This window comes from Deinococcus actinosclerus, assembly GCF_001507665.1.
GTDB classification, from domain to species: domain Bacteria; phylum Deinococcota; class Deinococci; order Deinococcales; family Deinococcaceae; genus Deinococcus; species Deinococcus actinosclerus.
In genome coordinates this window covers 1,994,148-2,020,745 of the sequence record NZ_CP013910.1, presented here as the reverse complement: position 1 = coordinate 2,020,745, position 26,598 = coordinate 1,994,148, and the positions used below count along the sequence as shown (strand labels likewise).

The window sequence follows — 26,598 nt, the reverse complement described above, 5'->3', positions numbered from 1 at the left end:
CGCATCCACACCGGATCGGGGCGGCGCTGCCATGCCGCGCGCTCGGACGCAGGCCCCCCATCTGCGGCAACTTCCGCGCGGGGACGCGCGTATTCTCCGGCAACCATGACTGACCTCACCTCCCCGGTGCCGGACGACCTCGCCGCGCCCCGCACCGGCCCGCCTCTGACCGCGTACGGGCTGGCGCTGCTGCCCCTGGGCCTCGCCGGGCTGATGCCACTGTGGGGAGTGGGCCTGCTGTGCGGCCTGTTCGCGCTGGGCGTCCGGTTGCCGGCCTGGGGACAGGGGCGGCTGCTGATCACGCAGTTGATCATCGGCCTGAGCGTGGCCGCGCAGGTGCCCGCCGCCCTGGGTCAGCCCCGTCAACTGCTCGCCGTGGCGGGCGGCTACCTGCTGCTCAGCCTGTCGGGCCTGGCACTGACCTGGGGCGCGCAGGCGCTGGAGGACGGGGAGCGGCGCGGTCTGCTGGGGCTGCTGCCCGGCCTCCTCGCCCCGCAGCCTGGTCTGATCCTGGCGCTGGCCGGGGGGGCCCTGGCGCGGCCCGGGCGCGACGCCCGGCATGCGGGGCAGGCCGCGCCCACCTGGTGGGCCTGGGCCGCGGGTGGTGTGCTGGCCGTGGCGCTGCTGTCGGCCCTGTTGCCTTCGCCCCGGCCCGACATCGGCGCGGCGCTCACGCCGCCTGCCACCAGCGACGCCGCTCCCCCGGGGCCGCCAGCGGCGGCTGCCGGTCGGCCGGCGGACCCGGTGACCCCAGACCTCCTGCACCGGGGTCAGTCTGCCCCGGGGGTGCAGTTCAATCTGGGCGCGCCGCTGCTCCCGCCGGAACTGCTGATGGGCCTGGGCGTGGTGTGTCTGCTGCTGGCCCTGGGCCTGCCGCAGCTGCGCCGCCGCGCGGGCCGGCCGCCGCACCCGGCCGAGGTCCTGATGACGGCCGGACTGGTGCTGAGCGGGCTGCTGTGGTTCGCGTCGGCGTTCCTGCTGAATCAGGGCGGCCGTGCCTCAGCCATGCCACTGGACGCAGCGCCCCCACCGGAGTCGGCGTCCCAGGAGGCCGCGGCGGTCGCGGCCGGAGCGACGGACCAGCTGGTGAATGTGAGCTGGCTGGCCCCGGCCGCGCAGCTCGTGGCGCTCCTGAGCCTGCTGGGGGCAATGGTCGCGCTGCTGTGGGCCTACCGTCACCAGTCGTCTGCCGCGACAGCAGAGGCGGCCATCCCTGACCTGCCGCTCGGCGCGACGCTGTCTGCCCCGCTGCACCGGGTGCGCGTCGCGTACCGGGGGGCGCTGGCGGCCCTGTCGGACGCCGGACTGGGCCGCGCGGCGCACGAGACGCCCGCCGGGTACGCCGCGCGGCTCGGCACCCAGCACCCCTCACTGGCTGAAGCGCTGGGCACCCTGACCGCCCTGTACGAACCCGTCCGCTACGGCGGCCAGCTGACCGACGAGCAGGCCGAACAGGCCGAGCAGGTCGCCCGGACCATTCAGGGGGTCGCGCCGACCCTCACGCCCACCGATCATCCCTCCGACCAAAAGGACCTGTCATGACCCACACTGCGCCCACGCCCGCCTTCGCCCGCTCGATTCTCGACAACGTCGCCCAGGTCCTCGTGGGCAAGGAGGACGTCACGCGGCTCGCGCTGGCGGGCGTCCTGGCCGGTGGGCACGTCCTGCTGGAGGACGCCCCTGGCACCGGGAAGACCATGCTGGCGCGCGCCCTGGCGCTCAGTCTGGGCCTGGATTTCCGGCGCGTGCAGTTCACGCCGGACCTGCTGCCCGGCGACGTGACCGGCGTGAGCGTGTACCGCCCGGACACCCACGAGTTCCGCTTCGTGCCCGGGCCGATCTTCACCGGGGTGCTGCTCGCCGACGAGATCAACCGCGCCACGCCCAAGACGCAGTCCGCGCTGCTGGAAGCCATGGCCGAGGGGCAGGTCACGGAATCCGGCGTGACCCACCCGCTGCCCGCGCCGTTCGTGGTGATCGCCACGCAGAACCCCGTCGAGCACGAGGGCACCTACCGCCTGCCCGAGGCGCAGCTGGACCGCTTCCTGCTGAAACTCTCGGTGGGGTACCCCACGCCGGAGGAGGAGGTGCGGATGCTGGGCCGACTTCAAGGCGAGCATCCCATCGGGGCGCTGCGGGCCGTGACGACCCCGGCGGCGCTGCTGGACGCGCAGGAGGCCGTGCGGCGCGTGTTCGTGTCGGAACCCGTGCGGGCGTATATCGCGGGTCTGAGCGCCGCGACCCGCGCGCACCCCCTGGTCACGCTGGGGGGCGGGCCGCGCGCCAGTCTGGGCCTGCAGGGCGCCGCGCAGGCGCTGGCGTGGCTGGCGGGGCGGTCCTTCGTCACGCCGGACGACGTGCAGCGCGCCGCGCCGGGCGTGTTGGCGCACCGCCTGAGCCTGCGGATCGAGGCGCGCCTCCAGGGTCAGAGTGCCGAAGGCATCGTCGGCGAGGTGCTGCGCGCCCAGCCGGTCCCGGTCGAGGACGCCGCGCACGCATGACGGCGGCGCTGCTGTGGCTGGCTCTGATCCTCGCCGTCACGGGCGGCCTGTGGGGCCTCTCGCGCCGCCCGCCGCACGTGACCGTCACGCGGGACGTGCCGCCCAGCGGCTTCGAGGGCGGCCAGCTGCCCCTGACCGTGACCGTCACGGTGCGTTCACGCCGCCCGCTGCGCGTGCAGTTCAGTGATCCTGCGCCGCGCAGCGTGGTGGTCCGCCAGGAGCTGAGCGCCGCCGCGCTGCACCTCGGCGAGACCACCCACACCTTCACGACCACCCTGCGGCTGAACCGCCGGGGCCAGTTCGAGTGGCCGGGCCTGGACCTCGCCTGGGCCGATCCGCTGGGGCTGTTCTGGCAGCAGACCACGGTGCCCGCCTCCACGGCCGTCACCGTGTACCCCGGCACGCACGGGCTGCTCCTGCCGGACCTGCTGCGGCCCCTGCTCTCGGAGGGAAGCCTGTCGCGGCAGCTGGGGCTGGACGATCCCCTCAGCCTGCGCAGCGCCCGCGAGTACGTCACCGGGGACGCGCCGGGCCGGATCCACTGGCGCCTGAGCGCCCGCCGGGGCGAGCTGGTCGTGCGGGAACCTGAACGCACGGCGGCCAGCAGCCTGACGGTGTTCGTGGATGCCAGCGCCGGTGGGCCGACCTTCGTGGACAGCGCCGTGCGGCTGGCCGCCAGCCTGCTGCGCGAGGGGCAGACGCTGGGCCTTCCGGTGGCGGCCGCCGCCGGGGGACAGGTCACGCCCGCCGGGCGCGGCACGGACGCCCTGCACGCCGCGCTGCACCTGCTGGCCCGGCTGGACCCCGACCCGGCGCCGCCCGCGCTGCCGGCCACGCGCGCCGGGGGGAACCTGATCATCCTGACCGCGCGGCCCAGCGCCGACCTGACCACCCAGGCGCTGCGCGCCCGCGCCACGGCCAGCCGCGTCAGCATCGTCGCGCTCCCCGAGGGCTTCTACCTTGAGCCCGGCGAGCAGGCCCGGCGGCAGTGGGCGGGCCTGCCGGACGCCGTGCGGGACCTGGAACGCCGCGCCGCCGTGCTGGCCGAGTCCGGCATCCTGGTGTACGTCCTGCGCGGCAACCAGAGCGTCCTGACCCTGGCCGGTTGATCCACAGCGGCGGGGCGGCAGTGGTGATCCGGCCACTGCGGCCCCGCCGCCGCCACGCCGGGTCAGGGAATGATCTGCCCGTAGTTCAGTTCCGACACGAGCGCCGTGGACCTGCCGCTGATGTCGATCTTCAGCGTCTTGCCCAGCGTCCCGCCGAACACCGCCCGCTGCTCCTCGGGAGGCAGGGTGGACACCACGCTGATGTCCTGGTTGCCGATACCCGGCACGTCCACGAACAGGGTGGTCAGGCCGCCGGGCAGCACGTCGTAGGAGTAGCTCTGGTAGCGCTGGGTCAGCGGGGTGTTCAGCACCAGTCCGCCCCGGTTCAGCGGCGTGTAGTCGCCGCGCAGCGAGTCGCCCACGAAGCCGTACAGCCCTTCCTCGCCCCGGTCGCGCAGGTCACCGTACGGCGCGAACTTGCCGATGTGGCTGCTGAAGAACAGGTACACCTGGCCGTCCTTCATGACGAGGTGGGGCCGTTCCAGTTCCTGATTCACGCAGCGGGCCGTCAGCAGCGGGTTCAGCAGTTTCCACGCGCCGGGCGCGGTTTCCACCGCCAGTCCGATCGCGCCGTTGTGCAGCGGCATCTCGGCGTTCAGGGCGCCCAGGCCGGCGCGGAAGGCCGCGTCGCCCAGATCCTCGGGCTGGCAGGTCTGCTGGGATTTCAGGCCGCCCATGTTCCCGGTGAACAGCACGTAGCGTTTCCCGTCGGCCGGGTTGCGGAAGGCCCAGGGGTCACGGAAGCCGTACAGCGGGCCCGCGTCGGACTGCGCGACCGTCTGGTACAGCGTGCCGTCCGCGCGCAGGATCACGCGGTGCTTCCAGGTGCCGCTGAAGACCACCCGGCCGTTCACGACCTCGGCCTTCACGCCGTCGGCCAGCGCGATCCGCTGCTCGAAGCCGATGCCCCCCTCGTTCGGGAAGCCGCTGCCACTCTGCGGAACCAGTTGCCCGTCGGCCGTCAGCGGGCCCTGCACGTCGCCGACCTGCTGGCGTTCCAGCACCGACGACGGCCCCTGCACCGGCCCCTCGTCGCGCTCACCGGTCGCGGTGTAGTACACCTCCACGCTGCCGTCCGCCTTCAGCAGCGCCGAACCCGCCCAGTTGCGCGAGCCGAGCACCACGCCCTCCGGGAACAGGTACCCACCCGGCTGCCAGCTGCGCCCGTCGGTGGAGTACGAGTAGCGCAGCGTGGCGAGGTCGTGCCGCGCGCCGGGCAGCACGCTGTCGTCCACGCTCAGGTGAATGAGCACGTAGTACGGCGTGCCGTCCGCCGCGCGCACCGTGGCGATCTGCATGTCCTCGGTCTTCAGCGGCCACGTGTCCCACACCCACTGGTCCGGCAGGGTCTTCTGCGCGCCCTGCGGCCAGCTGGTGATCAGCGGCATGGTCGTCTGCGCGGTCTTCTCGGTGTCGGCCGGCAGCTGCAGCGCTTCCTGCAGCGTCCAGCGGTCCGTGAAGGTGCCCTCGGGGCGGGTGTCGGGCGGCGCCGGTTCCGGGGCGGGCGTGGGCGCGTTGCCTGGAGCGCAGGCGGCCAGCAGCAGGCTGATGAGCGCAGTGGCGGCGTGGCGGGGCAGCGGCAGTCGGGGCCGGGGCAGTCGAGGCATGACGGGTCTCCGTGTGGGGCGGCCCAAACAGAACGTCACCCCGGCGTGCAGGGTGACGCCGGGGCGGGGGAGAGTCAGGCGGACGGATGCGGCGCTATCCGGTGTGAGTTGTGTGAGGCAGTGTGCTGGTCGGCGCCCTGAGCTGACGTGCGAATCCACACAATCTGAGCGTTTCGGGACCAGCGGCTTGAGGCTGGATCAACCCGCCTACAGGCCCCTGAGAGCCGCCTCACATCCACTGCTGCGGGCCGTGATCAGCGGCGGGCTGGCTGGACCGTCAGGCTGGTACTGAGGCTCAGCTTGCCTCCCGTGAGCTTCATGACGTACAGTTTCGCGCTCTGCCGGTCGCCGACCGCATTGAACTTCACGCTGCCGGACAGCAGGCCCGAGTACGACCCGGCCCGCACCGCCGTCTCCACCTGCGCGCGGCTGGGCAGTTTCCCGCCGTTCGCCTTCGCGGCGCTCAGAACGCCCTGAAGCGCCACGCGCGCCGCGTCGTACGCAAAGGCCGCGAACCCCTGCGGATCGCTGCCGAACGCCTTGCGGTACGACGTGGCAAAGGTCTTCGCGGCCGGCAGGGCGCTCAGGGGCGCCGACACGGTCGTGTAGTACACGTTCGTGGCGCCCGCGCCGGCCACGCGGCTCAGTTCCGGGCTGTCCAGCCCGTCGCCGCCCACCACCGGCACCGTGACGCCCGCGCCGCGCAGCTGCGCCAGGAACACCCCCACCTGGTTGTACACGCCACCGAAATAGATCGCGTCAGGGCGCTGCAACTTGATCTTGGCGACCACGCCGGAGAAGTCGCTCTTCTCCTCGGTGCCCTCGTTCGCCAGGACCTTCACGCCGCGCGCCTTCAGGGTCTTCTCGACCTCACCGGCCAGGCCCTCGCCGTACGCGGTCTTGTCGTTCAGGATGTACACCCGCCTAGCCTTCAGGGTGCCGGTCAGGAAACTCGCGCCGGCGGGCCCCTGCGCGTCGTCGCGCGGCACGATACGGCTCACGTTCTTCAGGCCGCGGTCGGTCACCTGATTGGCGGTGCTGCCCGAGTTCACGACCGCCACGCGACTGGCACTCAGCGCGGCGGTTGCGGGAATGGTCACGCCGCTGTTGAGCGCCCCCACCACCGCCAGGACCTGCCGGTCGGCGGCGATCTTGCGCGCGGCCGCCGTGCCGGTCGCCGGATCGGCCTGATCGTCGTAGGGCGCGAGCACGAGGTCGAAGCCGAGTTTCTTGAACGGCGCCTTGTACTCGTTCACGGCCAGCTGCGCGCCGTTGCGCACCTGCGCGCCCAGGTTGCTGATCGAACCGGACAGCGGGCTGAGGGTGGCGAGCTTGACGGTACTCTGGGCGTGCGCGCCGGCACTCAGGGCCAGCAGGGTCAGGGTCAGGATGCGCTTCATGGAAAACTCCTTCGGGACACCCGCCGCGCGGGCAGGTGTGAGCGGTGCAGGGGACAGAGGCGGCGCCGGAGCGGCCGGGGCTGGGCGTTCAAGATAGGCGGCCCAGCCGCGCGCCCGGCCGGATGTCCGGACAAATGCGGCCCTGTGAAGGTCAGTGTGTCTACACAGCTCCCGGCCCCCTGGCCGGCCGCCCGCGTGGGCGGGACAGCAAAAACCCCCACCGCGCGGGTGGGGGACAGGGGTGAGGCGCGGGTCAGTCGCGGTCCACGTTGCGCAGGAACGCCGGGATGTCGTAGTCCTTCGGGTCGTAGCTGCTGCCGCCACGGACCGGCTTGACGATCGTGTCGATGACGCTGGAGCGCAGGCCCCCGGCCACGGTGACCGGCATGTCGTTGAAGCCGGTGGCGATCACGGTCACGCGCACCTCGTCCCCGGCGTCCTCATCGGGCGTGATGCCGAACAGGATGTCGGGTTCCTCGAAGCCGGTCGCCTCGCGGATCTTCTCGACGATCTCGTTCGCGTCGGTCATGCTCAGGTCGTAGCTGCCGGTCACGTTCACCAGGATGCGCCGGGCGCCCTCAATGCCGCGCTCGAGCAGCGGGCTGTGGATGGCGCTCATGGCGGCCTCCTCGGCGACCTTCTCGCCGCGCCCCGCACCGATGCCCATCAGGACGGTGCCGCTGTTCGCCAGCAGGTTACGCACGTCCGCGAAGTCCAGGTTGATCATGCCCTCGACGTTGATCACGTCGCTGATGCCCTTCACGCCGTAGTACAGCACGCGGTCGGCGATCAGGAACGCCTCGCGGAACGAGACCTTCTTGTCCACGGCGGTCAGCAGCTTCTCGTTGTTCACGACGATCATGCCGTCCACGCGGTCGGCGAGCTTGCTGATGCCCTCCTCCGCCACGCGCAGCCGCTTGGGCCCCTCGAACTTGAAGGGCCGGGTCACGATGGCGACCGTCAGGATGCCCATCTCGCGGGCGATCTCGGCCACGACCGGCGCGCTGCCGGTGCCGGTCCCGCCGCCCATTCCGGCGGTGATGAACAGCATGTCGGTCCCGTCGAGGTATTCCTTGATGCGCTCGCGGTCTTCCAGGGCGGCCTTCTCGCCCACCTCGGGATCCGCGCCCGCGCCCAGGCCGCGCGTCAGGCGGTCGCCGAGCTGAATGCGGATCTCCGCGTGACTCTTGGCGAGCACCTGCGCGTCCGTGTTCCCGGCGATGAACTCCACGCCTTCAAGTCCCGATTCAATCATGCGGTTGACGGCATTGTTGCCCGCCCCGCCCAAGCCGATCACGCGAATTCTGGCCGCTTGCATCATGTCTCCTTACCACGGCGAACAGCCTGAAAATCAGGCTGACACCGTTGACTGCGTTGTAGTTTAGCGCACGATAGCAGGCCGGTACCCCCTGCATGCGCCGCAGAAGGTTCCCGCGCCGCAGCGGGTCCCGGCCTGCCCCTCTGGCCGGTCATCACATCCAGTCTTTGAACCAGTTGCGCATGCGCTCGGCCAGGCTGGGCCCCTGCTTCTCCTTCTCGCGCGCCGGTGCGGCGGCACGCGGCTCGGCGGTCTGCGGCTGAGGCTCGGGCGCCAGGGGCGCCGCCACGCTGGGGGCTGCGGGGGTGGGCTGCGGCGGCGTGACCGGCGCCATGTCGCCGTAGACCAGGTGAGGCACCCGGCCGTCCTCGACCATGCCGTACAGCACCAGGCCCACGCTGCCCGCGTGCCCGGGGCCACTGACGATATCGGTCAGGCCGCCGATCCCGCGCGGGCGGCCCACCCGCACCGGCAGGCGGAAGCGGTCGCGGGCGAGTTCGGGTGTGCCGCGCAGCAGCGCGGCGCCGCCCGTGAGGATCACGCCGTTCGCCACGAGTTCGACAGGCCCGAGGGTCTGGTCGATCTCGTCGCGGATCATGCCGAAGATCTCAGCGAGGCGCGGCTTGATGATCCGCGAGAGCTCGAAGGCCGTGATGGCGTGCGTGCTGCCCGAGGAGGTCGTGATCTCCAGCGTGAGGTCCTGATCGGCGAGTTCCGGCAGGGCCGCGCCGTAGCGGCGCTTGACGTTCTCGGCTTCCTCGGCCGGAATCTTGAGGATCTGCGCGAGATCCGCCGTGACGTGATCCCCACCGATGGGAATGCAGGCCGAGTGGGTCAGGTTCCCGCGCTTGAACACCGCCACGTCGGTCGTGCCGCCGCCCATGTCCACCACGATCACCGTCTGGGCCTGCTCGGCGGCTTCCAGGGTCGCCAGGCCGCTGGCCAGGGCGTGCAGCGCGAAGCCCTCCACCCGCAGCCCGGCCTCCTGCACGCAGCGGCGCAGGTTCAGCAGCGGCCCGGCCGTGCCGGCCACGATGTGCACGTCCACTTCCAGGCGCACGCCGTGCATGCCGACGGGGTTCTTGATGCCCTCCTGGCCGTCCACGACGTACTCCTGCGGGAGGGTGTGGATGATCTCCAGGTTCGGGTCGAGCGGCACGGCGCGGGCGTTCTCGATGGCGCGGTCCACGTCCGGCTGGGCGATCTCCTGATTACGGCGGATCGCGGCGAGGCCGTGACTGGTGATGGCCTTGGCGTGATTGCCGGCCACCGTCACGTACACGGATTCGACCTTCACGCCGCTGACCCGCTCGGCGGTCTGGACCGACTGCCGGATCGCGTGTGTGGCGCGTTCCAGATTCACGACCGACCCGCGCTTCATGCCCTCGCTGGGCACCGTGCCTTCACCGATGATGTCAACACTGCCGTTCGGCCCGACCTCGCCGATCACGGTGGTGATTTTCGTCGTCCCGATGTCCAGGCCAACGATGATGCTGTTCTCTTTCATTCCTGGACGCTCACCCCCCAGGGGTAAATAAAAATGTCACGGTCTGGATACATGCTGATGCTCCCAGCATACTTCACAAGGGCGCGCAGGTCGCCACTCCAGACTGAACCGGTTTTGAGTTTCACGCTCACCCCGGACGGGGTGTACGTGACCGACTGCACAGTGTAGCGGGCCAGCGTGTCGAGCAGGTGCAGGGCTTCCGGCACCCGGTCCGGGCCCCAGCCGCGGATGAGCGGCAGCTGCGCCGTCCCGGTCGCGGCCGGGAGCACCGTCCCGTCGGCCGCGAGCGCCACCACTTCGCCGCTGCGGCGCTGCCAGCGGGCGCGCGGCGTCCGCTCGGTGACTGCGATCGATACGCGGTCCGGGAAGGTGCGGGTGACCACCGCCGACTGCACCCAGGGGCTCTCCAGCAGGCCCCGCGCCCGCCAGCCGCCGTAGTACAGCCAGCCGAAGTGACCCTCCAGGCCCGCCAGCGCCCTGACCCGGGCCTCGCTGAGCCGGGCGTTGCCGCTGACGGTCACGGTGTTGACCGGCAGCGCGAACCAGGCGCCCACCCCGGCCGCCACCACGAGCGCCGCCGCCAGGGCCGCCCACAGGGGACGGCGCGAGCGGCGGCGCGGCGCGGCGGCATCGGGAAGGCCGGCGGTGGGGTCGGGTGTGTCGGGGGCGGCCCCTAGGGCCGGGTCGTCGCCCGGGCCGCCCCGGGCGGGCGCGGGCGGGTCCAGCCGGCGGTTGCGGGGTCGGGGCGGGCCGCTCACGCGTTCCCCGGGGCAGGCCAGAGCTCGTACTCCAGTTCCATCGGTACCGGGACGCGGTCACGGATGAGTGCCAGCAGCGCGTGCACGTCTGCGGCGCTCGCCCCGCCCAGGTTCACGATGAAGTTGGCGTGCTCGGGCGCGATCAGTGCGTTGCCCACGCGGGAGCCCTTCAGGCCGGCCTCGTCGATCAGTTTTCCGGCGCTCACGCCGCCCGGATTCTTGAACGCGCAGCCCGGCGTCTTCATTTTCGGCTGGCCCTTGCGGGCCTGATCCGCGAAGTCCATCTTCGCCAGCACCTCTTCGGGCGCGGCGCGGCGCAGCCGCAGGCGCACGCGGGTCACGATGTGGTTGCGCGGAATGCCGCTGTCCCGGTAGCCCCAGTTCAGGTCGTCCGGCGTGACCTGCCGCGTGCCCTCGGGCGTGACGATCTCCAGGGTGTGCAGCCCGTCGAACATCTCGCCGTAGCGGGTGCCGGCGTTCATCCACACCGCGCCGCCCACCTGCGCCGGAATGCCCACGGTGCCCTCCAGGCCGCTCAGGCCCAGCTTCTGGAGCTGCCGGATCAGCCCGGGCAGGGGCACGCCGCCGCCCACCCAGCCGGTCACGACCCAGGTGTCGTCACTCAGGGCGGGGTCCGGGGTCAGGTCACGCTCGGCCAGCGGGCCGCTCAGGCGGATCACGCGTTCCGGCACGCCCTCGTCGGCGATCACGAGGTTGCTGCCGCCCCCCAGGATGCGGTAGGGCTGCTCCATCGCCTCGGCGAGCTGCTCGTGGGACTCGACGAACCACACCTCGGCCTCGCCGCCCACGCCCAGCGTCGTGAAGCGCGACAGGGGCAGCCGCTCCACGCGCGCGCCCGTGCGGCTGAGCAGGGCGGTCACAGCGGCCCCACCAGGTCCCGCGAGAGGGTCCATACGTCCCCGGCGCCCATCGTGACGATCAGGTCGCCGGGCCCGGCGGTCTCGCGCAGCACGCGCAGCACCTCGGCGCGGTCCGGGAGGTAACGCACGCCCGTGTGCCCGCCCGCACTCATGCGGTCGCTGATCAGCGTGGCGTGAATGCCGGGAATGGGCGTCTCGCTGGCCGCCGCGATGTCCAGCAGCAGCACCTCGTCGGCGTCCATCAGCGCGTCCGCGAGGCGCGGCCAGGACTGCTGCGTGCGGAGGTAGCGGTGGGGCTGGAACACCACCCGCACGCGCCGCCCGGTCTGCCGGGCCGCCTGTACCGCCGCCGCGACCTTCGTGGCGTTGTGCGCGTAGTCGTCGATGACGAGCGCGCCGTTCAGTTCCCCGATGCGCTGCCAGCGCCGCCCGGGTCCCCGGAACTCGGCCAGGGCCGCCGCCGCGCGGGGCACGTCCCCGCCGTGCAGGTCCACGACCGCCAGCGCCGCCAGTGCGTTCAGGACGTTGTGCAGGCCCGGCAGCGCCACGCGCGCCTCGGCCAGCGCCTCGCCCCGGCGCGTGACCGTGAAGGTCGTGCCGTCCGCGTCCGGGCGCAGGTTCGCGGCGCGGTAGTCCGCGCCCTCGGCCTGCCCGTACGTGAGGCGTTCGCGGGCGCCCAGGCACAGCTCGTCCAGGCCGGGCCAGTCGGCGCACAGCAGCACCCGGCCCGACTGCGCCACGAACTGCGCGAAGGCCGCGTGCTGCTCCTCGACGGTCTCCCAGTAGGTGGCCTGCGTGCCGCCCACGTGATCGTCCTCGGCGTTCGTGAAGACGGCCGTGCCCGCCCCCAGTGCCGCGAAGCCCTTGTCGCTCTCGTCGACCTCGGCCACGAACGGCCCCGCGCCCACGCGGGCGTTGCTGCCGAATTCCGGCACGATGCCGCCCACGAACGCCGAGGGATCAAGCCCGGCGCCGGCCAGCGCCACGGCGATCATGCTCGTGGTGGTGGTCTTGCCGTGCGTGCCGATCACGCCGATGCTGGGCCCGCCGCGCAGGAGGGCGTCCAGCAGGGCCATGCGCGGGCGGATCTCCACGCCGGACGCGCGGGCCGCCACCAGTTCCGGGTGGGTTTTTGGAATCGCTTCCGAGGCCACGAGCACGTCGATCGGGCCGAACGGCGCCCCGAACGGCGGATCGGTCACGTGCGACGCCGCGTGCCCCGGGGCCACCGGGATGCCCTCCTGCGCCAGACGGGCCGTCAGCTCGGAAGCGTGCTCATCGCAGCCGCTCACGCGGTGGCCCTGCGCCGAGAGCAGGCGCGCGAAGGCACTCATGCCGATCCCGCCTGCCCCCATCAGGTGATAGTGCAGGCTCTGGAAATCGGGACGGGAAGGACGGATTGAAGACGCCGCGGCCACGCCGGGCGGGGAAACAGCTTCAGGGAGGTCAGTCATGAGAGGGGTGAGGCCCACTAACGCAGGTGCCGTTCGATCAGGTCCGCGAAACGCCCCGCCGCACCCGTCTGGGCCCGTCCGAGCGCCGCCTCTCTCATCGAGGCGCGCGTCCCCGCTGAGGCACACTCTAACACCGCCCGCCCCAGCGCTTCTGACGCGCTGCGCTGCTCCACCACGAGCCCCGCCCCCGCCGCCGCCACCGCCTGCGCGTTGTGGAACTGGTGGTTCTCGGCCGATTCGGGCAGCGGCACCATGACCAGCGGCACCCCGTGGAACGCCGCCTCCGCCAGCGTGCTGGTCCCCGCCCGCGTGATCGCGAGGTCCGCCACCGACCACGCCGCCACGGCGTCCACGTACCCGGCCGCCTCATACCACTCCAGGTCCTGCACGCCCGGCGCGACCTCCGCCAGCCAGCGCGGCCCGGTCGAGTGCAGCACCTGCACCCCACCCGCCGCCGATCCCGTGAAGTCCAGGTCCACCACGCCCCGCGCGGGGGGCGGCAGCAGTCCCTCCGGCCCGAAGGCGTGGCGCAGCACGTCCGGCACCGTCTGGTTCAGGAACAGCGACCCCTGCGACCCGCCCATCACGAAGATCGTCAGCGGCCCCTCCTGGAGCCCCAACCGCGCGAGCGCCTCCGCGCGCGGCAGGCGTTCCTCGCGCACCGGCATGCCCACCATGGTCGCTAACTGCGCGTCCAGCCCGATCACGCGCTCGTAGGCCGTGCCCACTGCCCGCGCCTTACGGACCGCCAGCCGCTGCGTCAGCCCCAGCCGGGCGTTCTGTTCGTGCAGCACGGTCGGCACCCCCAGGCTCTGCGCGGCCAGCACGCCCGGCAGGCTCGCAAAGCCCCCGTACCCGACGACCACGCCGGGCTTCAGCCGGTTCAGCAGCGAGCGGGCCTGCAACACGCCCTGCCCGGCCCGCAGCAGCTCGCGCGGGTCTGGGCGGCCCTGGCCGCTGCGCGCCAGCTTCCCGGCGTCCACGCCCTCGAACGGCAGGCCCTGCTCGCGCGAGACGCGCTCCTCCATGCCGCCCCGCTGCCCCAGCAGCAGCACCTCGTGCCCGCGCCGCGACAGCTCCCGCGCCGTCGCCACCGCCGGATAGATGTGCCCCCCCGTGCCCCCCGTCGCCATTACAACCAGACTCATCGCGGGCGAGTGTAGCCCGTGCGGCGCGCCGGATGTCGGGGGCCGCCACCGGGGTGGGTCAGGCCGGCCCAGCCGGCGACCGGGCAGCACGAGGGGCGGGAGCCGCCGCCCCCGCCCCTGCCCTGCCGACCCTGCCGGGCTGGCCGGCCGCGCCGCTCAGTCGAACAGGTCGCCCAGGCTCCTGCCGACGCTGCCGCCGTGGCTGTCGCCGCCCAGCATGCCCGCCTCAAACTCCTCGTACGGCTGCACGACCACGAAGCCGTCCCCCTGGAAGACCATCTGGTACGTCTCGCCGCCGCCCCGGCCGAACATGCTGCGCATGCTGGAATCCATGCGCAGCTGCGGCTGCAGGTTCCCGCTCCAGGCGATCGTGGCGTTCGGATCGGTGAAGATCGGCTCCTGCGGCGTCACGCGCAGCGTCAGCGGCTTGCCGTGGCTGAGGATCGCGACCATGCCGTGCCCCTGCACGCGCACGCTGAACAGCCCGCCCGCCGCCATGCCCGCGATGCGGCGCTGCATGGTGATGTCGTACTGCACGGTGTCCTCGAAGGCCAGCAGGTCGTTGCCGTTCACGTTCAGCGCGTCGCCCTGAAGCCGCAGGATCTGCACCTCCTTGCCCTGGTCGGCGAGGTACGCCACGCCGCGCCCCTCGATCTTCGCCAGGGGGCTCATCTCCTGCGACACAGCGCGCTTCAGGGCCTTCATCAGGCCGCCCTCGAGCATGCCCTCGCGCGTGAACGAGAGGTTGCCCTTGTAGGCGACCATGGCGCCCAGCTTGCTCCAGATGCGGCCGTTGACCTTCACTTCCAGCATCTTGCTGCTCTCGAGCTCGAACACTTCGCCGGGATTGTCCCGCTCGGCGGTCTGCGCGATGAAGTCACGGAGGCTGTAGGTGCCGTCACTGCCCGGGTGCATATTCGTCATACGAAGCCACAGTACGACGCCCCGCGCGCCCGGGTTCCCAGCCGGGGCTGCGGATCAGAGGTAACGCGCCGTGACCGAGCGCGCCACGCCGCGCAGTCCGGCGGGCGGGCCGCTGTACAGCACCTCGCCGCCCGCGCGCCCGCCCTCCGGGCCCAGGTCGATCAGCCAGTCCGCCTGCCGGATCACGTCCAGCTGGTGCTCGATCAGGATCACGGTGTTCCCGCCGTCCACCAGCCGGCCGACGATGCCCAGCAGCAGCCCGATATCGCTCAGGTGCAGGCCCGTGGTGGGTTCGTCCATGACGTACACGCTGCCCTTCTTGTGCAGTTCGGTCGCGAGTTTCAGGCGCTGCGCCTCGCCGCCCGAGACGGTGCTCAGCGGCTGCCCCAGCGTCAGGTAGCCCAGGCCCACGTCCGTCATGGCCTGCAACACGGTCCGCACGGGCTTTTTTGTGAAGAAGGCCAGGGCGTCCCCGGCGGTCATGTTCAGCACGTCGCTGATGGACTGCCCGCGCAGCTGATGGCGCAGCACCTCCGGGCGGAAGCGCTGGCCCTCACAGACCTCGCACACGGTTGAGACGCCCTCCATGAAGGCCAGGTCCGTGTACACGACGCCCAGCCCGGCGCAGTTCGGGCAGCTGCCCTCCGAGTTGAAGCTGAACAGTGAGGGGCTCTGCCCGCTGGCCTTCGCGAAGGCCTTGCGGATCGGGTCCATGATCCCGGTGTACGTGGCGGGCGCCGAGCGGCTGTTCGTGGTCACGCGCGACTGATCCACGACCACGGCGTCCGGATGCAGCGGCAGGAACACGTCGTGGATGAGGGTGCTCTTGCCCGACCCGGCCACGCCGGTCACGACCGTCAGGACGCCCGTAGGGATGTCCACCGTCACGTCCTTGAGGTTGTGCCGCCGCGCGCCCGCCACGCGCAGCCAGCCGGTCGGGGCGCGCACCTGCGCCCTGAGCGGCAGCGGCTGCCCGAGGTGCCGCCCGGTCAGGGTGTCGGCCGCCAGCAGCGCGGCGACGGGCCCCTGGAACACCACCTCGCCGCCCCGCACGCCCGCCCCGGGGCCCAGGTCCACGACGTGATCGGCTGCCAGGATCACGTCCGGGTCGTGCTCCACGACGAGCACCGTGTTGCCCTTGTCGCGCAGCGCGCCCAGCAGCCCGGTCAGGCGCGACACGTCCCGCGCGTGCAGGCCCACACTGGGCTCGTCCAGGATGTACAGCATGTCGGTGAGGCTGTTGCCCAGGTGCCGCACCAGCTTCAGGCGCTGGCCCTCGCCGCCGGACAGCGTGGCCGTCTCGCGGCTCAGGCTCAGGTAACCCAGCCCGATCTCCACGAGGTGCGACAGCCGCTGCGCGAGGTGCCCCGCCACCCGCGCCGCCGCCGGGTCGCTCAGGCCACGCAGGAAGTCCAGCAGCTCGGTGGCCTCCAGATCCGCCAGCTCCGCGATGGTGCGCCCCTCGATCCGCGAGGCCAGCGCCGCCGCGTTCAGGCGCGCGCCATGGCAGACCGGGCAGGTGCGGCCCGTCACGAACTGCTCAAAGACCGCGCGGCCCCGGTCGGACATGGCGGCCGCGTCCTTTTTCAGGTACATCCGCTCGAAGCGGTCCACCAGTCCCTCATAGGTCATGTTGATCTCGCCCAGCGACACCTTCAGGTCCCGGCCGTGCAGCAGCAGGTGCAGGTCGTGCTCGCTGTACGCCTGCACGGGCCGGTCGGGGTCGAACAGGCCACTGAGCGCGTACGTCTTCCACAGCCACTTGCCGGGTCTGAAATCCGGGTGCTGGATCGCCCCGCCGTTCAGCGAGAGGCTGCGGTCGAGCAGGCGGTCCAGGTCGAGCTGGGTGGTGCGGCCGATCCCCTCGCACTCCGGGCACATGCCCTGCGGCGTGTTGAACGAGTACGCGAACGCCGGGCCCGCCGACGGCTGCCCCGCGCGGGAGAACAGCACCCGCAGCGGCGCGGCGATGTCCGTGTACGTGCCCACCGTCGAGCGCGCCCCGCCCCCCACCCGCTTCTGGTTGATGACCACCGGGGCGTTCAGGTTCGCCACGCGGTCCACGTCCGGCTGCCCGTAGTGCGGCAGGAACCCCTGCACGAAGGCGGTGAAGGTCTCGTTCAGCTGCCGCTGCGCCTCGGCGGCCAGCGTGTCAAACACCAGCGACGACTTCCCGGAGCCCGACACGCCCGTGAAGACGGTCAGCTGCCGTTTGGGAATGTCCAGCGAGACGTTGTTCAGGTTGTGTTCGCGCGCGCCGCGCACCTCAATGAAAGCCCGGTCGGTCATGGTGTGCCTCCTGAACATCCAGCGTCTCTGAGCAACATGTGAAAACCCCCCACGGCAGAGCTTCATGGAAGCTTCACCGAAGGGGAAACGCACCGTCAGGGCTCAGGCGCTCAGCAGGCCGCCGATGCGGCGCAGCACCTCCTCGATGTTCGCCATGCTCGTGGCGTAACTCAGGCGGACCTGCCCCGGCGCGGCAAAATCCGTCCCCGGCACGACCGCCACCCGCGCGTCGTCCAGGATGCGCCGCGCCGCCTCCAGCTCGTCGAGGTGGATGGGGGTCGTATCCGCCATCACGTAGAACGCGCCCTGCGGCGTGGGCGTGCGCAGCCCCAGCGCGTTCAGCCCCGCGACGATCCGGTCACGCCGCTCGCGGTACGCCGCGCGGGCCATGTCCACGAACGCCGCCGTGTGCGCCTGATCCGACAGGGCCGCCAGCGTCGCGTACTGCGACACGCTGCTCGCGTTGCTCGTGCTCTGCGACTGCAGGGCGTTCATCGCCGCGATCACGCCTTTCGGGCCGCCCGCGTACCCGATGCGCCACCCGGTCATCGCGTACGCCTTGCTGGCCCCGTTGATCGTCAGCGTGTGCTCGGGCGCGAAGGTGCCGATGCTGACCTGCTCGGCGTCGTACACCAGATGCTCGTACATCTCGTCCGTCACGATCACGAGGTTGTGCCGCTGCGCCACCGCCGCCACCGCGCGCAGCACCTCCGGCGGGAAGACCGCGCCCGTCGGGTTCCCGGGGCTGTTCAGCACGATCATCCGCGTCCGGGGCGTCACGCGCGCCTCCAGCGCCTCCGGGTCGAGCAGGAAGCCCGACTCCGGGGTGGTCGGCACCGCCACCGGCACCGCGCCCGTCAGCGCCACCATCTCCGGGTAGCTCACCCAGTACGGCGCCGGGATCAGCACCTCATCCCCCGGGTTCAGCAGCGCGAAGAACGCGTTGAACAGCGCCTGCTTCCCGCCGCTCGTGACCGTCACGCAGTCCGGCGCGTAGGTCAGGCCGTTCTCCCGGGCGAACTTCGCGCTGATCGCCTCACGCAGCTCCGGAATGCCGTTCACGGCCGTGTACTTCGTCTTGCCGCTCTCGATGGCCGCGGTGGCCGCCGCCTTCACGTGCGCCGGCGTATCGAAATCCGGCTCGCCCACGCTCATGCTGATCACGTCCACCCCCTGCCGCCGCAGCTCCAGCGCACGGCTGGTTACCGCGACCGTCGCGGAAGGCTTGAGGCTCAGGGCACGCTCGGACAGCAGAAAAGGGCCACTCATACCCCGCAGGGTACAGGCGGCCCACACCCGGACGGGCGAGAGGTTTAGAAGCGGTACGTCACGCCCAGGTGCAGTCCCGGCAGGACCACGGAACTGCCGTCCATGACGTACCCACGCAGTTTCGCCTCCGAGAACCAGCCCGGCCGGCCCCCCCGGAACTCGCCGCGCACCCCCGCCGTGGCGTTCAGCAGCAGCGCCTGACCACTCACCGTGCCCACCCCGGGCCCCGCGTACAGGTTAACGGGCCCCTGCGGAAAGTTGAACAGCGCGTCCACACTGGCGAACACAGGCACGCTGGCCGGCCCACCCATACCGTCAGCGGCGAACGGAAGGAACATGGTGCCCACGCTGCCGCGCACGTCCACGCTCCCGACCGGGACACTCACGGACAGCCCCAGCGCGGGCAGCAGGACGATCTCCGTGCCGGTATTCACCCACACGGTCGCGCCGCGCGGGAGATCGGTGGACGGCGTCTGGATGGATGTGGACTGCGCGGCGGCCGCACCCGACAGGAACGCCGCCACCACGAAGGACTTCAGGAGGTTCATCCGGTGAGTGTACGGGCCGCGCCGCACGCCGCCGGCCACACATGACGCGCGCCGCCCTGTACCCCCGGCGGGGGAGAGGCGGCGCGCGTCCGTGCAGACCGGGGTTCGGGGCTGACGTCAGTGCAGCAGGCCGATGGAGCGGGCGCGGCTGACCGCCTCGGTGCGGTCCCCGGCGTCCAGCTTCGCGTACAGGCGCGCGAGGTGATCCTTGACCGTGTCGGGGCTGACGCCCAGGTTCTTCGCGATCTCCTTGTTGCTGTAGCCCTGCGCCAGCAGGGGCAGCACCTCGGACTCGCGGGGGGTCAGGCGGGGCACGTCCACGTGCGGCAGGCGGTCGATATCGGGGTTCGCCACGATGTCGCGCAGCTGACGCGCGAGGCTCTCGGGGTCCGTCTCCTTGCTCACGTAACCGCGCGCCCCGGCGGCCCGGGCGGCCTGCACGATGGCGGGCTCCGCGAAGGTCGTGATCAGCACGCTGACCAGGCGCGGGTTACTCTGGCGCAGCCGCTCGCACACCTCGATGCCGGTCATCCCGGGCATCTTCACGTCCAGCAGCGCCGCGTCGGGTTGCAGGGCCCGGCAGGCCTCCAGCGCGGCCAGGCCGTCGCTGGCCTCGGCGACCACGTCGAACCCCTGGTGAATCAGGGCGTACTTCAGGCCCATGCGGAAGAGGGGGTGATCGTCGGCGATGACTAGTCTCATGGTTGAACCTCCGGGAGGGACAGAGCGAAGCGGGTCAGGGTGGGCAGGGCCGGGCCGGTCAGGGGCGGATCCGGTGGGTCGGGTCCGTCAGGGGGACGCGCAGGCACGCGGTCGTAGTGGAGGTCGCCGCCGTGCGCCTGCGCGATGCGGCGCACGATGAACAGGCCCAGCCCGGCGGTGCCGGACGTGTACTGCTGACCGGCGATGGTGGTGGGCTGCGCGTTGAAGGGCTGCGCCAGCTCGTCCAGCGGGGCCGGCAGGCCGGGACCGTCGTCGCTGACGCTGACGCCGGAAGCCGTGACCTCCAGCGTCACCTGCGTGTGGGCGTAGCGCAGGGCGTTCACGGCCAGGTTCGTGACGGCGCGTTCCAGGATGGGCGCGTCAGCCGCCGCGACCCCGTGTCCGGCGACGCGCACCCGCACGCCCCGCTCCTGCGCCTGCGTGGTGATGCCCGCCGCGACCTCGTCCAGCACGGCGCGCAGGTCGGTGGGGGCCAGACGCACCTGCACGTCCTCCTGCTCGAAGCGGTGCGCGTCGGCCATCTGCTGCACCAGGGCCAGCAGGCGCGTGGTCTCGGCCTGGATCTGCTCGCCCATCATGCGGCGCTCGGCGTCCGGGACGGGCAGGGTCGTGATGATCTTGGTCAGGTGCCCGGTGGCGATCAGCGGCGTCTTCAGGTCGTGCACCAGGGTCGCCATGAAGGCGTTGCGCCGCGCCTGCTCGGTCCGGAGCCGTTCGAGCAGCGCGGAGAACGCCGCGCGCAGCGCCAGGATCTCGTTCGGATCGTCCGGATGCACCTCGCCGAAGCGGCCGCTCATGACCTCGCGGCGCAGGCGGCTGACCGGCGTCAGCAGCGCCCCGCTCAGGAAGAAGCCCACCAGGACGCACGCGGCGCCCACCAGCACCATCCAGGCGATGATGGCGCCGCTGGGCAGCGCCGGGCGGGCCATGACGGTCATCACCAGGTTGGGCACGAACGCCATCAGGAAGATGACCAGCGTGAACTGACCGCGCATGGTCGTGCGCAGGCGGCGGCTCCGGCCGGGCCGCGCTGGCACGATCACACTTGATCCGGAGCTCATGAAGCTCAGGATAGGGGCCAGGGTCTGACAGAACCGTCACGCACCTGTCAAGCCCCACCCCCGCCGCACGCCCCCACATGGGATGGCCGCCCACGCGTGTTCGCGGGCGGCCAGTGAAGTCGGGGCCGGTTACTCCTCGGTGCTCAGCACCGCCAGGAACGCCTCCTGCGGCACCTCGACCGTGCCGAACTGCTTCATGCGGGCGCGCCCCTTCTTCTGCTTTTCCAGCAGCTTCTTCTTGCGGGAAATATCCCCGCCGTAGCACTTGGCGAGCACGTCCTTACGGAAGGCTTTCACGGTGGCGCGCGCGATGATCTTCCCGCCGATCACGGCCTGCACCGGCACCGGGAACATCTGCCGGGGAATCACGTCCGCCATCTTGTCCACGATCTTGCGGCCCAGCCCGTAGGTCTTGGTCTCGTGCACGATCACGGCCAGCGCGTCGATGACCTCGTTGTTCACCATGATGTCGACCTTGCGCAGGTCGCCCTCGCGGTAGCCGAGCTGCTCGTAGTCCATGCTGGCGTAGCCGCGGCTGATGCTCTTGAGGCGGTCGTGGAAGTCGTACAGGATCTCCGCGAACGGCACCTCGTACAGCAGCTCCACGCGCTTGCCAACGTAGTTCATGGTGATCATCGAGCCGCGGCGCTCCTGCAGCAGCTGCATGACCGGCCCCACGTAGTCCTCGGGCAGCATGATGCTAAGCTTGATGTACGGCTCCTCCACGGTCGTGATGCGGTCCCGGGTGGGGAACTCGGCCGGGTTCTGCGTCTCGAACACCTCGCCGTTCGTGAGGGTCACGCGGTACACCACGGCGGGCGCCGTGGCGATCAGGTCCAGGTCGTACTCGCGTTCCAGGCGCTCCTGGATGATCTCGGCGTGCAGCAGGCCCAGGAAGCCGCAGCGGAACCCGAAGCCCAGCGCCTCGGAAGTCTCGGGCTCGAAGGAGAAGGCCGCGTCGTTCAGTTTCAGCTTCTCCAGCGCGTCGCGCAGCTTGCGGTAGTCCTCGGTGTCGGTGGGGTACAGGCCCGAGAACACCACGGGCTGGGCGGGCTTGAAGCCGGGGAACGGCTCGGCGGTCTGCCGCTCGCGCCCGGTCAGGGTGTCCCCGACCTGCGCGTCCTGGATGTCCTTGATGCCCGCCGCCACCCAGCCCACCGCGCCGGCCGGGAGGGACTCGCCCACGACCAGCCCGGGGCTGAAGGTGCCGACCTTGTCCACCTCGAAGTTCTTCCCGGCGTTCATCAGGCGGATCTGATCCTTGGGGTTCAGGGTGCCTTCGAGCACCCGCACGAACAGGATCACGCCCTGGTAGGCGTCGAAGAACGAGTCGAAGATCAGCGCCTTCAGCGGGGCCTCGGGGTCGCCGCTGGGCGCCGGGATGCGCTCCACGATGGCTTCCAGGATCTCGGGAATACCGATCCCGGCCTTGCCGGACGCGAACACGGCGTCCGAGGCGGGAATCCCGATGACCTCCTCGAGTTCCTGCGCGGCGCCCTCCGGGTCGGCGGCGGGCAGGTCGATCTTGTTGATGACCGGCACGATCTCCAGGTTGCTGTCGATGGCGAGGTACGCGTTCACGATCGTCTGCGCCTCGACGCCCTGCGAGGCGTCCACGAGCAGCAGCACGCCCTCGCAGGCCGCCAGCGACCGCGAGACCTCGTAGTTGAAGTCCACGTGCCCGGGCGTGTCGATCAGGTTGAAGGTGTACTCCTCCCCGTTCTCGCGCCGGTACGTGAGGCGCACCGGGGTGGACTTGATGGTGATGCCGCGCTCGCGCTCCAGTTCCAGTGTGTCGAGCGTCTGGTCGCGCTTGTCCCGTTCGGACATGGCCCCCAGCCGCTCCAGGATGCGGTCCGCGAGGGTCGATTTCCCGTGGTCCACATGGGCGATGATCGAGAAGTTCCTGACGTTCACAACCCGCAGTCTAGCGCGGCGCATGGTAAGCATGCATTGACCCGCGCCCCGCCGCGGCACCTGCGGCAACCCGGCCCGCCCGGGCAGCGTATGAAGAGGGCAGCATGTTCCCCCGCACCCGCGTCCTGCCCACCCGCCCCGCCCTTCCCGCCTGGAAAGTGATCCTGCCCCTGCTCGGCGCGGCGGCGCTGGGGTGGGGCGCGTATAGCTGGGTCACCCGCCCCGTGAATCCCGCCGTGCAGCCCGCCGCGCGGCAGGGCACCGCTGCGGGCGACTGGGCCACCCTGAAGACGTTCGGGCCGCGTGCGCCCGGCACCCCCGGCCACGACCGCACCCTCGACTGGGCGCAGGCGCAGTTGACCGCGCTGGGCTACCACGTGACCCGCGACGCCTTCCCGCTGGAGGTCTGGACGGACGGCGGCGCGACCGTCGCCGGTCCCGGTGGGCTGACCGTCACGGGCCGCGCCCTGTACGGCTCGCAGGGTGCCGACCAGCAGGGGGCACTCGTGGCGGTGTCCGGGGACGCCACCGAGTCGCAGGTGGACGCCCTGGACCTCCAGATGAAACTGGTCCTCACGCACTGCCCCGCGCGGCCCTGGGGGGCGTTCGCCGCCGACCTCATCGACCAGGGGGCGTTCGGCGAGGCGATCATCGACGACTGCGCCCGTCCGCCCGCCCTGTCCCGCGCGCCGGCCACACCGCTGCCCATGCTGGTGCTGGACCGCGCGGCTGGAACGGCCCTGGAGGCGCACCTGGGGCAGACCGTCACCTTCACCGCCCGGACCGGTACGCACACGGTGCAGGCGGGGAATCTCGTCGCGCGGCGCGTCCAGGGGCAGCCGCAGGTCATCTACGGCGCGCACCTCGACAGCGTCCCCGGGGCGCCCGGCGCGAACGACAACGCCAGCGGTGTCCTGGCGGTGCTCGACCTCGCCCGGCGCGCGGCGGGCACCCCGGACGCGGAGCGGGCCTGGTTCGTGCTCTTCGACGGGGAGGAACTCGGCCTGACCGGCAGCCGCCAGTTCGTGAAGACGTACGCCTACCCCATGGAGCAGACCCGCGTCATGATCAACCTCGACATGGTGGGCGTGAACGCCCAGCCGCTGGGCGTGGCCGCCACCGAGGACCTGCTGCCGCTGATCCGCGCCGCCCGGCCCGGCCTGCGCGAGTTCGAGGACGACCCCCAGTCCACCCGCGAGACCTTCGGGCGCAGCGCCGGCCCGACCGGCCTGAGCGACCACGCGGCCTTCAAGGCGGTCCGTATTCCCGCCGCGTTCCTGCACCGGGGCGTGGACCGGCAGTACCACACCGCCCAGGACACTGCGCTGAACACCGCCCTCGTGCAGGACGCGGCCGACGCCGCCTGGACGATCGGGCAGGCGGCACTGGCCGCGCCGTTCACGCCGCGTCCCGAGTGCGGGCTGACCGGCCGCGACTGCCACTGAGAAGCACGCCATCTGGCGGAGGCTGCTGGATCACCCGGCCCGCTAGCCTGGGCGGCATGACCCGGTCCCTCGCCTACTTCACGGATCTCGCGCTGCGCCGCCAGGAGGGGAGCCTCGTGGCGCGCGGCCCGGCCTACGCGGTCGTCCGGTCGCCCGCCAATCCCACGTTCTGGTGGGGCAACTTCCTGCTCATGCCCGCGCTGCCCGCTCCCGGCGACCGTCCGGGCTGGGAGGCGGCGTTCACGCAGGAGTATCCGCACGCCGCGCACCGCGTGTTCGGGGTGGACGTGCCCGGCCCGGCGCTGGAGGGCCCGGCCGCCGACGAGTTCAGGGCAGCCGGGTACGACGTGCGTGCCGACACGGTCCTGACCGCCGGGCGCACCCACGCGCCCCGCCGCATAAACCGCGACGCGACCGTGCGGGTGCTGGACGGCGACGCCGACTGGAGTGCCGCCCTGCGCCTGCGCGAGGCCGTGAACGCCGCCGACCCGCACGGGCACGAGCCGGCAGGCTACCGGGTGTTCGCCGAACGCAAGCTGGCCGCCTACCGCGCCGCGCAGGCCGCCGGGCACGGCGCGGTGCTGGGCGCCTTCGACGACCGGGGCGACATGCTCTCGGGCCTGGGCATCTTCGGCGCGGGGGAGGGCGTCGCCCGCTACCAGAGCGTCGAGACGCACCCGGACGCCCGCTCGCGCGGCCTGGCGGGCACCCTGGTCCACCGCGCGGGCGAGTGGGCCCGCGGGCAGCTGGGCACCCGCACGCTGGTCATCGTGGCCGACCCGGACTACCACGCCCAGCGCCTGTACGAGAGCGTGGGCTTCACGCCGACTGAGGTGCAGATCGCCCTGGAACGGCGCCCGCAGGAGTGAACGCCGGTGGGGCACCCCTGGGCCTGAGGACGGGGTGCCCCACCGGCGTTCAGCGTCTACTCGACCGGTTCGCCGCGCTGCAACTTCACGGCGCGCACGAGGTTCTGGTACATCAGCGCGCTCGTCAGCGGCCCCACCCCCCCGGGGACCGGCGTCTGCGCGCGGACCGGCAGGTTCGCCTGGGCGTCGCCCACCACGCCGCTGCCGTCGGCGGGCACGTTGATCCCGGCGTCGATCACCACGTGGTGTGGCTGCACGTGCCCGGCGCGCAGCAGGCCCGCGCGGCCCACCGCGATCACCACGGCGTCCTGCGCGGCCAGCACGCCGCTCAGGTCGCGGGTGTGCTCGTTGCACAGCGTGACGGTCGCGCCGCGGTTGTTCAGCATGAACGTCAGCGGGCGGCCCACCGTGCGGCCCGGCCCGATCACGGCCACGCGCGCGCCGCGCAGGTCGTCGCCCAGCGCCTCGCGCAGCAGGAACCGGATCGAGCGGGGCGTGGGGGGCAGCAGCGCCTCTCCCTCGCGTCCGGCGGCGATCAGCGCGAGGTTCGCGGGGCTCAGGCCCTCGATGTCCTTGCGGGCCGTCAGGTGCAGCAGCGCGGCGTCCGCGTCCAGCGGCGCGGCCAGCGGCAGCTCCAGCATGATGCCGTGCACGTCCGGATCGCTGGACAGCGCGTGCAGCGTGGCGTGCAGCTTCTCCTGGGTGGCCTGCGGTCCCAGGTCGCGCACCGTGAAGCGCACGCCCAGCCGCTTGGCCTGCCGGGCCTTGCTGTCCACGTACACGCGGCTGGCCGGATCGCCGGAGGCCAGGACACTCACGAGGTGCGGCTGGAAGTCCCAGCTGCTCAGATCGGCGCGCACCTGCCGGGTGACCTGGTCGGCGCGGGGTTTACCTGGCAGGGCCAGGGGGGTGGGTGCAAGGTCAGTCATGGGGAGATCCAGAGGGTGAAGTCAGAGGGCGCAGAGGTCGGGACGGGCGGGCCGTTTCCCGTGCGGGAAGGCGTCCCGCCCAGCATACCCGGCCCTGAGGCGGCGGGGGCATCTGGGGGGGGCACCGATCCCCTGGGGGGGGATACCGTGAAGTGCTTCACAGCGTCAGAAAACTCACAAAGCTATGGTCTAGCCTGATGCCTTCCGAATCCGTCCGACCCGCCCGCGCCCGCAGCGCCGAAGAAAAGAACCAGCGCCGCGACGACATCCTGCGTGCCGCCGAGCGCCTGTGGACGACCACCACCTACGCCGAACTCAGCATGAATCAGGTCGCCCGCGAGGCCAAACTCGCCAAGGGCACGCTGTACCTGTACTTCGACACGAAAGAAGAACTGTTCCTGGCGCTGCTCAGCGAACACCTCGGGCAGTGGATCACCCGCACCAGCGACCTGCTGATCGAGCGCCAGCCCCGCACGCCGCAGCAGGTCACCGACGTGCTGCTCGACTCGGCCGACAGCCTCACGCCGCTGCGCCGCCTGCTCGTGCTGCTGGGCACGGTGCTGGAACGCAACGTGCGCCCTGAACTGGGCCTGGAATTCCGCCGTGAACTCGACAGCCAGCTGCACCGCCTCGTGCAGCACATGCCCTACAGCGCGCCGGTCACGCTGCGCCTGCTGCGTCACCTGTACGCCCTGGCCATCGGCTGGCAGCAGTTCCGCGAGAGCCTGCCGGGCCTGGACCCCAGGACCGGACAGCCCCGGGCCGAGCTGCCCGGCGAGTACCGCGCCGAGTTCGAACTCGCGCTGCGCGGCATCGTCGAGCAGCTGGCCGCTCAGGACGCCCGCGCCAACGCGGTCTGAACCCGCCCCTCCCGTGACCTCCGGGCACCTGCAGCGGCGCCCGGAGGTTCGCCTGTCTGGCATGCCGGCGCAGACCCCCGG

The 26,598-nt window shown here is 71.8% G+C and carries 22 protein-coding genes; 6 read left to right on the top strand and 16 right to left on the bottom strand.

The annotated features are described in order from the left end of the window. The first annotated feature begins 105 nt into the window (after positions 1–105). From AUC44_RS09745 to AUC44_RS09735, 3 genes are read left to right on the top strand one after another with little or no spacing between them, the layout of a single operon-like run. On the top strand, positions 106–1,542 hold the full coding sequence (locus AUC44_RS09745; RefSeq protein WP_062158447.1) for a DUF4129 domain-containing protein: 1,437 nt from the start codon (positions 106–108) through the stop codon (positions 1,540–1,542). Beyond that, positions 1,539–2,501 (top strand): AAA family ATPase, encoded by a 963-nt coding sequence (locus tag AUC44_RS09740; RefSeq protein ID WP_062158446.1) that lies wholly within the window; start codon positions 1,539–1,541, stop codon positions 2,499–2,501. The genes AUC44_RS09745 and AUC44_RS09740 overlap by 4 nt, the downstream gene beginning before the upstream one ends. Further along, the gene (locus tag AUC44_RS09735; protein WP_062158445.1) at positions 2,498–3,610 is read left to right on the top strand and encodes a DUF58 domain-containing protein; all 1,113 of its coding nucleotides are present in this window, start codon (positions 2,498–2,500) and stop codon (positions 3,608–3,610) included. Before AUC44_RS09740 ends, AUC44_RS09735 begins: the two co-directional genes overlap by 4 nt. A gap of 62 nt (positions 3,611–3,672) precedes the next feature. Here the strand turns inward: AUC44_RS09735 and AUC44_RS09730 are convergent, their stop codons facing one another. From AUC44_RS09730 to lepA, 15 genes are all read right to left on the bottom strand, one after another. Beyond that, entirely contained in the window at positions 3,673–5,217 is a 1,545-nt protein-coding gene (locus tag AUC44_RS09730) for a glycoside hydrolase family 68 protein (protein ID WP_062158444.1), read from the bottom strand. Positions 5,218–5,471: 254 nt separating this feature from the next. Continuing rightward, positions 5,472–6,617 carry a branched-chain amino acid ABC transporter substrate-binding protein gene (locus tag AUC44_RS09725; protein WP_062158443.1) on the bottom strand — a complete coding sequence of 382 codons (1,146 nt, stop codon included), beginning with the start codon at positions 6,615–6,617 and terminating at the stop codon, positions 5,472–5,474. 253 nt (positions 6,618–6,870) lie between these two features. Further along, positions 6,871–7,935, bottom strand: a complete 1,065-nt coding sequence (gene ftsZ / locus AUC44_RS09720; RefSeq protein WP_062159782.1) for a cell division protein FtsZ — start codon at positions 7,933–7,935, stop codon at positions 6,871–6,873. 154 nt (positions 7,936–8,089) lie between these two features. Beyond that, positions 8,090–9,442: a cell division protein FtsA gene (ftsA, locus tag AUC44_RS09715; RefSeq protein ID WP_062158442.1), complete on the bottom strand. Its 1,353-nt coding sequence runs from the start codon at positions 9,440–9,442 to the stop codon at positions 8,090–8,092. Then, the gene (locus AUC44_RS09710; RefSeq protein WP_231724411.1) at positions 9,439–10,200 is read right to left on the bottom strand and encodes a cell division protein FtsQ/DivIB; all 762 of its coding nucleotides are present in this window, start codon (positions 10,198–10,200) and stop codon (positions 9,439–9,441) included. The genes ftsA and AUC44_RS09710 overlap by 4 nt, the downstream gene beginning before the upstream one ends. Next, positions 10,197–11,081: a UDP-N-acetylmuramate dehydrogenase gene (locus tag AUC44_RS09705; protein ID WP_231724410.1), complete on the bottom strand. Its 885-nt coding sequence runs from the start codon at positions 11,079–11,081 to the stop codon at positions 10,197–10,199. Before AUC44_RS09705 ends, AUC44_RS09710 begins: the two co-directional genes overlap by 4 nt. Further along, positions 11,078–12,535, bottom strand: coding sequence for a UDP-N-acetylmuramate--L-alanine ligase (gene murC / locus AUC44_RS09700; protein WP_062158440.1), 1,458 nt, complete (start codon positions 12,533–12,535; stop codon positions 11,078–11,080). Before murC ends, AUC44_RS09705 begins: the two co-directional genes overlap by 4 nt. Positions 12,536–12,552: 17 nt before the next feature. Further along, entirely contained in the window at positions 12,553–13,683 is a 1,131-nt protein-coding gene (murG, locus tag AUC44_RS09695; RefSeq protein ID WP_062158439.1) for an undecaprenyldiphospho-muramoylpentapeptide beta-N-acetylglucosaminyltransferase, read from the bottom strand. Between the two features lie 156 nt (positions 13,684–13,839). Next, positions 13,840–14,607, bottom strand: coding sequence for an AIM24 family protein (locus AUC44_RS09690; protein WP_062158438.1), 768 nt, complete (start codon positions 14,605–14,607; stop codon positions 13,840–13,842). Positions 14,608–14,661: 54 nt separating this feature from the next. Then, the gene (locus tag AUC44_RS09685; protein WP_062158437.1) at positions 14,662–16,896 is read right to left on the bottom strand and encodes an ATP-binding cassette domain-containing protein; all 2,235 of its coding nucleotides are present in this window, start codon (positions 16,894–16,896) and stop codon (positions 14,662–14,664) included. Positions 16,897–16,998: 102 nt separating this feature from the next. After that, positions 16,999–18,165, bottom strand: a complete 1,167-nt coding sequence (locus AUC44_RS09680; protein ID WP_062158436.1) for a pyridoxal phosphate-dependent aminotransferase — start codon at positions 18,163–18,165, stop codon at positions 16,999–17,001. Positions 18,166–18,209: 44 nt separating this feature from the next. Beyond that, complete coding sequence (locus tag AUC44_RS09675) at positions 18,210–18,713, bottom strand: hypothetical protein (RefSeq protein WP_062158435.1); 504 nt, start codon at positions 18,711–18,713, stop codon at positions 18,210–18,212. 117 nt (positions 18,714–18,830) lie between these two features. Beyond that, complete coding sequence (locus AUC44_RS09670; RefSeq protein ID WP_046842716.1) at positions 18,831–19,415, bottom strand: response regulator transcription factor; 585 nt, start codon at positions 19,413–19,415, stop codon at positions 18,831–18,833. Further along, a complete protein-coding gene (locus tag AUC44_RS09665) occupies positions 19,412–20,497 on the bottom strand; it encodes a sensor histidine kinase (RefSeq protein ID WP_082689017.1) in 1,086 nt (361 codons plus the stop codon). Before AUC44_RS09665 ends, AUC44_RS09670 begins: the two co-directional genes overlap by 4 nt. Before the next feature lie 129 nt (positions 20,498–20,626). Next, positions 20,627–22,447 (bottom strand): translation elongation factor 4, encoded by a 1,821-nt coding sequence (gene lepA / locus AUC44_RS09660; protein WP_110832402.1) that lies wholly within the window; start codon positions 22,445–22,447, stop codon positions 20,627–20,629. Positions 22,448–22,518: 71 nt separating this feature from the next. Between lepA and AUC44_RS09655 the strand changes: the two genes are divergently transcribed. After that, positions 22,519–23,859, top strand: coding sequence for a M28 family metallopeptidase (locus tag AUC44_RS09655; RefSeq protein ID WP_062158433.1), 1,341 nt, complete (start codon positions 22,519–22,521; stop codon positions 23,857–23,859). A 56-nt stretch (positions 23,860–23,915) separates the two neighbouring features. Beyond that, positions 23,916–24,728 carry a GNAT family N-acetyltransferase gene (locus AUC44_RS09650; RefSeq protein WP_062158432.1) on the top strand — a complete coding sequence of 271 codons (813 nt, stop codon included), beginning with the start codon at positions 23,916–23,918 and terminating at the stop codon, positions 24,726–24,728. Between the two features lie 56 nt (positions 24,729–24,784). Here AUC44_RS09650 and AUC44_RS09645 read toward each other — a convergent pair whose 3' ends face one another. Next, the gene (locus tag AUC44_RS09645; protein WP_062158431.1) at positions 24,785–25,657 is read right to left on the bottom strand and encodes a bifunctional 5,10-methylenetetrahydrofolate dehydrogenase/5,10-methenyltetrahydrofolate cyclohydrolase; all 873 of its coding nucleotides are present in this window, start codon (positions 25,655–25,657) and stop codon (positions 24,785–24,787) included. Between the two features lie 197 nt (positions 25,658–25,854). On the opposite strand from AUC44_RS09645, the gene AUC44_RS09640 reads away from it, so the two are divergent. After that, positions 25,855–26,517 carry a TetR/AcrR family transcriptional regulator gene (locus AUC44_RS09640; RefSeq protein WP_062158430.1) on the top strand — a complete coding sequence of 221 codons (663 nt, stop codon included), beginning with the start codon at positions 25,855–25,857 and terminating at the stop codon, positions 26,515–26,517. The last annotated feature ends 81 nt before the right edge of the window (positions 26,518–26,598 follow it).

Coding starts and splice junctions, on each gene's coding strand:
- AUC44_RS09730 (WP_062158444.1), bottom strand. CDS start 5,217: ATGCCTCGACTGCCCCGGCCCCGACTGCCGCTGCCCCGCCACGCCGCC.
- AUC44_RS09685 (WP_062158437.1), bottom strand. CDS start 16,896: ATGACCGACCGGGCTTTCATTGAGGTGCGCGGCGCGCGCGAACACAAC.
- AUC44_RS09665 (WP_082689017.1), bottom strand. CDS start 20,497: ATGAGCTCCGGATCAAGTGTGATCGTGCCAGCGCGGCCCGGCCGGAGC.
- murC (WP_062158440.1), bottom strand. CDS start 12,535: ATGACTGACCTCCCTGAAGCTGTTTCCCCGCCCGGCGTGGCCGCGGCG.
- ftsA (WP_062158442.1), bottom strand. CDS start 9,442: ATGAAAGAGAACAGCATCATCGTTGGCCTGGACATCGGGACGACGAAA.
- AUC44_RS09735 (WP_062158445.1), top strand. CDS start 2,498: ATGACGGCGGCGCTGCTGTGGCTGGCTCTGATCCTCGCCGTCACGGGC.
- AUC44_RS09670 (WP_046842716.1), bottom strand. CDS start 19,415: ATGAGACTAGTCATCGCCGACGATCACCCCCTCTTCCGCATGGGCCTG.
- AUC44_RS09725 (WP_062158443.1), bottom strand. CDS start 6,617: ATGAAGCGCATCCTGACCCTGACCCTGCTGGCCCTGAGTGCCGGCGCG.
- lepA (WP_110832402.1), bottom strand. CDS start 22,447: ATGCTTACCATGCGCCGCGCTAGACTGCGGGTTGTGAACGTCAGGAAC.
- AUC44_RS09680 (WP_062158436.1), bottom strand. CDS start 18,165: ATGAGTGGCCCTTTTCTGCTGTCCGAGCGTGCCCTGAGCCTCAAGCCT.
- murG (WP_062158439.1), bottom strand. CDS start 13,683: ATGAGTCTGGTTGTAATGGCGACGGGGGGCACGGGGGGGCACATCTAT.
- AUC44_RS09675 (WP_062158435.1), bottom strand. CDS start 18,713: ATGAACCTCCTGAAGTCCTTCGTGGTGGCGGCGTTCCTGTCGGGTGCG.
- AUC44_RS09645 (WP_062158431.1), bottom strand. CDS start 25,657: ATGACTGACCTTGCACCCACCCCCCTGGCCCTGCCAGGTAAACCCCGC.
- AUC44_RS09740 (WP_062158446.1), top strand. CDS start 1,539: ATGACCCACACTGCGCCCACGCCCGCCTTCGCCCGCTCGATTCTCGAC.
- ftsZ (WP_062159782.1), bottom strand. CDS start 7,935: ATGCAAGCGGCCAGAATTCGCGTGATCGGCTTGGGCGGGGCGGGCAAC.
- AUC44_RS09650 (WP_062158432.1), top strand. CDS start 23,916: ATGACCCGGTCCCTCGCCTACTTCACGGATCTCGCGCTGCGCCGCCAG.
- AUC44_RS09640 (WP_062158430.1), top strand. CDS start 25,855: ATGCCTTCCGAATCCGTCCGACCCGCCCGCGCCCGCAGCGCCGAAGAA.
- AUC44_RS09655 (WP_062158433.1), top strand. CDS start 22,519: ATGTTCCCCCGCACCCGCGTCCTGCCCACCCGCCCCGCCCTTCCCGCC.
- AUC44_RS09690 (WP_062158438.1), bottom strand. CDS start 14,607: ATGACGAATATGCACCCGGGCAGTGACGGCACCTACAGCCTCCGTGAC.
- AUC44_RS09745 (WP_062158447.1), top strand. CDS start 106: ATGACTGACCTCACCTCCCCGGTGCCGGACGACCTCGCCGCGCCCCGC.